Origin of the sequence: Escherichia sp. WS2035 (assembly GCF_046487065.1) — a bacterium.
Taxonomy (GTDB): Bacteria; Pseudomonadota; Gammaproteobacteria; order Enterobacterales; family Enterobacteriaceae; genus Escherichia; species Escherichia coli.
On sequence record NZ_JBJQKD010000034.1, the window covers coordinates 1 to 6,245 of the forward strand.

Sequence of the window (6,245 nt, forward strand, 5' to 3'; positions counted from 1 at the left end):
ACAGAATGATGTCACGCTGAAAATGCCGGCCTTTGAATGGGTTCATGTGCAGCTCCATCAGCAAAAGGGGATGATAAGTTTATCACCACCGACTATTTGCAACAGTGCCCATCGGCGTAGTAGTGGATGTGGTCGATGACAAAGCCGGTGCGGGTCAGCGTGCGCCGGAGGATCGGCAGAAAATCGACCAGGAACGAAGTAGCGCGTGTGACGACGGCCGGTACGCCGACACGCGCCACGGCCTCGGCCCAGCGCGCGGCCGGCGGTTGGAGCAGGCCGTTGTGCACCGAACCGTGGTAGGTGCCGACCGCCAATGTGAGCCAGCGCTCTAGCTCGCGCAGCGTCAGGGCGGCCTTGTTTTCGGAATCGTAGTCGCCGCGCTGGTCAGGGTTGGAGAAGGTCGTTCCCGGCAGTTCGTCGTGAATCATCTGCATCGCCGTGCCGATGATCCGTTCCACGATGCCGCCATAGTGCGGCTGTCCCAGCGGGCGATAGTCCAGCCGGATGCCATGCTGCTCGCAACCCCGGCGCAGGGCCTCGCTCTTGAACTCGGCCGCGTTGTCTAGGTAGAGCAGCAAGGGCTTGCCGCTCATCTGCCAATCCATTTCCACGTTCAGTCCTTCCAGCCAAGGGCGCTTGTCGCAGGCGACATGCACGAGGCACAGGCCAACCGAAACGGCAGACGGCGCTTCCAGCGTGACGACCATGCCGAGCACGCAGCGGGTGAACACGTCGATGGCGAGGGTCAGGTACGGGCGGCCAATAGGTTGCCGGTCGCGGTCATCGACCACGATCAGGTCGATGACCGTATGGTCTATCTGCACCTGCTCCAGCGGCGCGGTCACGGCAGGAGGCTCGCCGCCCACACCTTGTAGGTCACGAGCGGCATCCTGGCCTTCCCGCCGGCGGATGACCTTGCGCGGGTCAAGGCTAGCGATCCGTAAGGCCACGGTATTGCGCGCCGGCACTCGCAGTTTTTGAGCCTTGCACACCTGAGTGACTTCGCGGTGAAAGGCCGCTAGGCTGCGCTTCTGCTTGGTCAGGAACCGCTTTTGCAGTAGCTCGTGGATGACGCGCTCGACCGGTTCCGGCAAGCGCCCCTTACCTTTACCTCCACCGGACTGGCCGGGCACCAGATCCGTCACGAGGCCGCTGCCTTGCCGGGCACGCCGGATCAGAACGTATACCTGGCGCCGAGACAAGCCCAGCGCCTGAGCCGCCATATCGGCCGCTTCGTGCCCGACCGTCTCCGACTGCGCCAACGGACTGATGATCTCCGCACGACGGCGCGCACGCTCCCAAGCCTCATCAGGCAGAGTGGCCACGCCTTGTTCTGGAATCCGTGGGGTGTCCGTCGCCATGCTCACCTCGCTTTGGTGCACACGAGTATTGAGCATAGTCGAGATTGGTGCAGATCACTTCTGATATTGAACTGTCAGGAGCTGGCTGCACAACAGCCATTACGCCCAATCAACTGGTGCAGTCGTCTTCTGAAAATGACATCCATGCCCAGCCCGTGCGCGAGCTGGATCACCGCCCGCACGATAGTTTGGTCACGGGCATCATCCGGGAGCCTGGCGACAAAGGATTGGTCGATTTTCAATGTGGTGATGGGGCAGCATTTCAGATGTTGCAGGCAGGAATAGCCGGTGCCGAAGTCGTCGGCGGCGAAGCGCACGCCGATGGCGCGCAAGGCGTCGAAACTGGCGAACAGGGCTGGATTGCCGAATGCGACCGATTCGGTCAGTTCGATCTCCAGAAGCTCGGCGGGCAGGGCCATATCGGCCAGCACCCGCTTTACCTCGTCGTCGAACGTTGGCCCAACCTGGCTGGCGGACACATTGATGGCAAGACGGAACGGTTGCCATGCCGGTCCTTGCCACTTGTGCATCTGGCGACAGGCCTCGCCCAGCACCCACGCGCCTATTTCCGGCATCAGGCCGAACGACTCGGCCAGCGGCAGGAACTGGCCGGGCGGCAACAGGCCAAGCCTCGGATGCCGCCAGCGCATCAACGCTTCCGCGCCAGCGATCCGGTGATCGCGCAGATCGACCAGCGGCTGGTAATGCAGGTCAAGCTGTCCGCGCGCCGCCGCCTGCGCCAACTCGGCCGCCGTCCATCCGGCGGGCTGCGAACTCGTCATGATCCGCCCCGGAAGGCGCGCAGCAGCCGCGTTACGGCCAGAACGAACAAGCCGGTCAGCGCGAGCGCGGCAACACCCCAATGCTCGCCAAGGAAGGCACCGGCGGTCGTCCCGGCCAGCACGGCGGCGAGAATCGGCAGATGGCAGGGGCAGGTCAACACGGCCAGCGCACCCCACAGGTAGCCGGAAACGGGTTGGCGCGTCTCGGGCGGCAGTTTGTCAGGGGCGTTCACGGCAATGCCTCCTCGTGCGCCCGCTCGGCTGGCATGGAGGCCAGTTGCGCGTCCAGATGGGCCAACGCCGCGCGCCGCCGCTCGACCAACTGGCGCAGCACGGCAAGCTGCGCTGCGGCTTGTGCGCCGTCCGCTGCGTCGAGCGCACGGCACAGCCGCGCCAGGGCATCCAGGCCGATACCCGCCTCGAAGGCCGCGCGCACGAAGCACAGCCGTTGCAAGGCCGCATCGTCGAACACGCCGTAGCCGCCCGTGGTGCAGGCCACCGGCCGTAACAAGCCGCGCACCAGGTAGTCGCGCACGATATGTACGCTCACCCCAGCGTTATGGGCCAGTTGCGATACCGTGTAGGCGCTCATCGCACACCTCCTTGTCCTCACCCGGCGCAGCAGGAAAGCTGCTTCACATCCTTGTTGAAGGTCTGCGCCGCGAGCTTCAACCCTTCGACCATCGTCAGGTAGGGGAACAACTGGTCGGCCAGTTCCTGCACCGTCATCCGGTTGCGAATCGCCAGTGCGGCCGTCTGGATCAGTTCGCCCGCTTCCGGGGCCACTGCCTGCACGCCGATCAGTCGTCCGCTGCCTTCTTCAACCACCAGTTTGATGAAGCCGCGCGTGTCGAAGTTGGCGAGCGCGCGCGGCACGTTGTCCAGCGTTAGCGTGCGACTATCAGTTTTGATGCCGTCATGGTGCGCTTCCGCCTCGCTGTAGCCTACGGTCGCCACTTGCGGGTCGGTGAACACCACGGCCGGCATCGCGGTCAGGTTCAGGGCCGCGTCACCGCCGGTCATGTTGATCGCGGCGCGAGTGCCGGCCGCTGCCGCCACATAGACGAACTGCGGCTGGTCGGTGCAGTCGCCTGCGGCGTAGATGTGTTCCACGCTTGTACGCATGCCGGGGTCGATGACGATAGCGCCTTGCGGGGTGAGCGTGACGCCCGTCGCATCCAGTGCCAGCTTGCGTGTGTTGGGCGCGCGGCCGGTGGCGACCAGCAGCTTGTCGGCGCGCAGTTCGCCGTGCGCCGTGGTGAGCACGAATTCGCCGTCCCCTTCACCATTGATATACGCGACCTGGCTGGCCTGGGTGTGTTCCCTCACCTCGATGCCCTCCATGCGGAATGCGGCCGTGACGGCTTCGCCTATAGCTGGGTCTTCGCGGAAGAACAGCGTGCTGCGAGCCAGGATCGTCACCTTCGCTCCGAGTCGGGCGAACGCCTGCGCCAGCTCCAGCGCCACCACTGATGAGCCAATCACGGCCAGGCGCTTAGGAATCGTCTCGCTGACCAGCGCTTCAGTGGAAGTCCAGTACGGAGTGTCTTTCAGGCCGGGAATCGGCGGCACGGCCGGGCTCGCGCCGGTGGCGATCAGGCAGCGGTCGAATGCCACCACGCGCTCGCCGCCGTCGTTGAGTTGCACGATCAGGTTGCGATTGTCCTTAAAGCGGGCGGAGCCGTGCAGCACAGTGATCGCCGGATTGCCCTCCAAGATGCCTTCGTACTTGGCGTGGCGCAGTTCATCGACGCGGGCCTGCTGCTGGGCCAGCAGCGCCGTGCGCTGGATGGTCGGCGTGGTAGCGGCGATGCCGCCATCGAACGGGCTTTCCCGGCGCAGATGGGCGATATGGGCGGCGCGGATCATGATCTTGGACGGCACACAACCGACATTGACGCAGGTGCCGCCGATGGTGCCGCGCTCGATCAGCGTGACACGTGCGCCTTGCTCGACGGCCTTCAGCGCCGCTGCCATCGCGGCCCCGCCGCTGCCGATGACGGCGATATGCAATGCGCCGCTGCTACCCGTCTTGTCGTTTCTGCCCAGCAGATCGCGCATCTTGTCGAGCAATCCGCCCGGCGTCGAAACTGAGGGGGCATCGGCCAGCGTGGCCCGATAACCGAGTCCAGCTACAGCGGCCGTCAGCGCGTCGGGTGACGTGCCGACCTCAATGGCGAGCTTGGCGCTGCCCTTGGCGTAGGAGACATCCGCTGATTGCACGCCGGGCACTTTCTCCAGGGCGTCCTTGACATGCACTGCGCACGAGTCGCAAGTCATGCCGGTGATTTTGAGAGTGCTCATACCATCGTTCCTTATTCGTGTGGGCCGCCGTGTCGCACGGTCAGCCGTCTTTCACAAGCGCTTGGCGGGGAGTTCGCAGCCGTCCGGTCCGCAACGGCGATGCGCCGGCGACACGAAGTCCCAGATCGACACCCCAATCATCAAGGCCAGGCCGACGTACATCAGGTTCGCCGTCCACCAGTTGCCGAGCAGCCAGACCGTGGCCGCAAACACGATGGCCGGGCCGATCATGCCGAGCAGACTGCGCAGCCATTGCCGATGACTGAACCAACCCAGCGCGTTCGCCAGGAAGGCCAGCGCGGCAAACAGCGGCAGCAGGCGGCTGATGAACAGTCCCTCGTACTGGCTCAAGAAGCCCAGCCCGATGGCCGCGCCGAAGCTGGCGAGGGCTGGAAAGCAGGCGGCGCAGCCCATCGCGGAAACGACGCTGCCGAGCGCGCCGGTTTTATCGGCAATGCGTGTCATCAGTCCCATGAAGCGGCTCTCGCTGTTGTCGTTGGCTTGCTGGCTCACTGCTTGACGCTGGACGGATAGCCGGCGTCTGCGGTGGCCTTGGTCAGCTTCTGTACGCTGGCCTTGGTGTCGTCAAAAGTGACGACGGCCTCGCGCTTCTCGAAGCCCACATCGACCTTGCTCACGCCTTCGACCTTGGAGAGCGCTTTCTTGACTGTGATCGGGCAGGCGGCGCAAGTCATGCCGGGAACCGCTAGCGTGACGGTCTGGGTAGCGGCCCACACCGGGGCAACAGCGGCGGCGAGGGCAAGGGAGGCAAACAGTTTCTTCATGATGAACTCCTGGTTAATAGAAAAATGGAACGACATAGGGAAATCCAAGCGCGACCAGGACCAGCACGGCCACGATCCAGAAAATCAGCTTGTAGGTGGCGCGCACCTGCGGAATCGCGCAGACCTCACCTGGCTTGCATGCCTGCACGGGCCGGTAAATCCGCTTCCAGGCGAAGAACAGCGCCACTAGCGCCGCGCCGATGAACAACGGTCGATAGGGTTCCAGCACCGTCAGGTTGCCGATCCAAGCACCGGAGAAGCCCAGGGCGACCAGTACTAGCGGCCCCAGGCAGCAGGTCGATGCAAGAATGGCGGCCAGCCCGCCGGCGAAGAGCGCACCGCGCCCGTTTTGTGGTTCAGACATACGTTGGCCCTTTTGAATTTGGATTGGATAGCGTAACCTTACTTCCGTACTCATGTACGGAGTCAAGCGATATGGAAAATAATTTGGAAAACCTGACCATTGGCGTTTTTGCCAAGGCGGCCGGGGTCAACGTGGAGACAATCCGCTTCTATCAGCGCAAGGGCCTGTTGCGGGAACCGGACAAGCCTTACGGCAGCATCCGCCGCTATGGGGAGGCGGACGTGGTTCGGGTGAAATTCGTGAAATCGGCACAGCGGCTGGGGTTCAGTCTGGACGAGATTGCCGAGCTGTTGCGGCTCGACGATGGCACCCACTGCGAGGAGGCCAGCAGCCTGGCCGAACACAAGCTCAAGGACGTGCGCGAGAAGATGGCCGACTTGGCGCGCATGGAAACCGTGCTGTCTGAACTCGTGTGCGCCTGCCATGCACGAAAGGGGAATGTTTCCTGCCCGTTGATCGCGTCACTACAGGGCGAAGCAGGCCTGGCAAGGTCAGCTATGCCTTAGCGTGCTTTATTTTCCGTTTTCTGAGGTGCCCCCTTATTCAAAGGCCTTACATTTCAAAAACTCTGCTTACCAGGCGCATTTCGCCCAGGGGATCACCATAATAAAATGCTGAGGCCTGGCCTTTGCGTAGTGCACGCATCACC

At 63.5% G+C, this 6,245-nt stretch carries 8 protein-coding genes and 2 pseudogenes; 1 reads left to right on the top strand and 9 read right to left on the bottom strand.

The genetic code is table 11. The features are described 5' to 3' along the window. Nucleotides 1-110: 110 nt before the first annotated feature. The 8 genes and pseudogenes from ACJHX4_RS26435 to ACJHX4_RS26470 form a co-directional block, all read right to left on the bottom strand. Nucleotides 111-1,361 (bottom strand): annotated as a pseudogene (locus tag ACJHX4_RS26435) (transposase); the annotation flags it as partial. Between the two features lie 74 nt (nt 1,362-1,435). After that, nucleotides 1,436-2,104 (bottom strand): EAL domain-containing protein, encoded by a 669-nt coding sequence (locus ACJHX4_RS26440; protein WP_001300294.1) that lies wholly within the window; start codon nt 2,102-2,104, stop codon nt 1,436-1,438. A 35-nt stretch (nt 2,105-2,139) separates the two neighbouring features. Beyond that, nucleotides 2,140-2,376 (bottom strand): broad-spectrum mercury transporter MerE, encoded by a 237-nt coding sequence (gene merE, locus ACJHX4_RS26445; RefSeq protein WP_000993386.1) that lies wholly within the window; start codon nt 2,374-2,376, stop codon nt 2,140-2,142. Next, a complete protein-coding gene (gene merD, locus ACJHX4_RS26450; RefSeq protein ID WP_001277456.1) occupies nt 2,373-2,735 on the bottom strand; it encodes a mercury resistance co-regulator MerD in 363 nt (120 codons plus the stop codon). Before merD ends, merE begins: the two co-directional genes overlap by 4 nt. Before the next feature lie 17 nt (nt 2,736-2,752). Continuing rightward, nucleotides 2,753-4,447, bottom strand: coding sequence for a mercury(II) reductase (gene merA / locus ACJHX4_RS26455; protein ID WP_000105636.1), 1,695 nt, complete (start codon nt 4,445-4,447; stop codon nt 2,753-2,755). A gap of 51 nt (nt 4,448-4,498) precedes the next feature. Further along, nucleotides 4,499-4,921, bottom strand: a complete 423-nt coding sequence (gene merC / locus ACJHX4_RS26460; protein ID WP_001340589.1) for an organomercurial transporter MerC — start codon at nt 4,919-4,921, stop codon at nt 4,499-4,501. Between the two features lie 35 nt (nt 4,922-4,956). After that, the gene (merP, locus tag ACJHX4_RS26465) at nt 4,957-5,232 is read right to left on the bottom strand and encodes a mercury resistance system periplasmic binding protein MerP (protein ID WP_000732292.1); all 276 of its coding nucleotides are present in this window, start codon (nt 5,230-5,232) and stop codon (nt 4,957-4,959) included. 13 nt (nt 5,233-5,245) lie between these two features. Next, entirely contained in the window at nt 5,246-5,596 is a 351-nt protein-coding gene (locus ACJHX4_RS26470; RefSeq protein WP_001294663.1) for a mercuric transport protein MerT, read from the bottom strand. A 71-nt stretch (nt 5,597-5,667) separates the two neighbouring features. On the opposite strand from ACJHX4_RS26470, the gene merR reads away from it, so the two are divergent. Then, nucleotides 5,668-6,102: an Hg(II)-responsive transcriptional regulator gene (merR, locus tag ACJHX4_RS26475; RefSeq protein WP_000429836.1), complete on the top strand. Its 435-nt coding sequence runs from the start codon at nt 5,668-5,670 to the stop codon at nt 6,100-6,102. Between the two features lie 46 nt (nt 6,103-6,148). On the opposite strand, the pseudogene ACJHX4_RS26480 reads toward merR, so the two are convergent. Continuing rightward, nucleotides 6,149-6,245 (bottom strand): annotated as a pseudogene (locus ACJHX4_RS26480) (IS6 family transposase); the annotation flags it as partial.

What these genes read in the sequence shown, in the direction of transcription:
- merD (WP_001277456.1), bottom strand. Translation starts at nt 2,735, where the DNA reads ATGAGCGCCTACACGGTATCGCAACTGGCCCATAACGCTGGGGTGAGC.
- merA (WP_000105636.1), bottom strand. Translation starts at nt 4,447, where the DNA reads ATGAGCACTCTCAAAATCACCGGCATGACTTGCGACTCGTGCGCAGTG.
- merC (WP_001340589.1), bottom strand. Translation starts at nt 4,921, where the DNA reads ATGGGACTGATGACACGCATTGCCGATAAAACCGGCGCGCTCGGCAGC.
- merP (WP_000732292.1), bottom strand. Translation starts at nt 5,232, where the DNA reads ATGAAGAAACTGTTTGCCTCCCTTGCCCTCGCCGCCGCTGTTGCCCCG.
- ACJHX4_RS26470 (WP_001294663.1), bottom strand. Translation starts at nt 5,596, where the DNA reads ATGTCTGAACCACAAAACGGGCGCGGTGCGCTCTTCGCCGGCGGGCTG.
- merR (WP_000429836.1), top strand. Translation starts at nt 5,668, where the DNA reads ATGGAAAATAATTTGGAAAACCTGACCATTGGCGTTTTTGCCAAGGCG.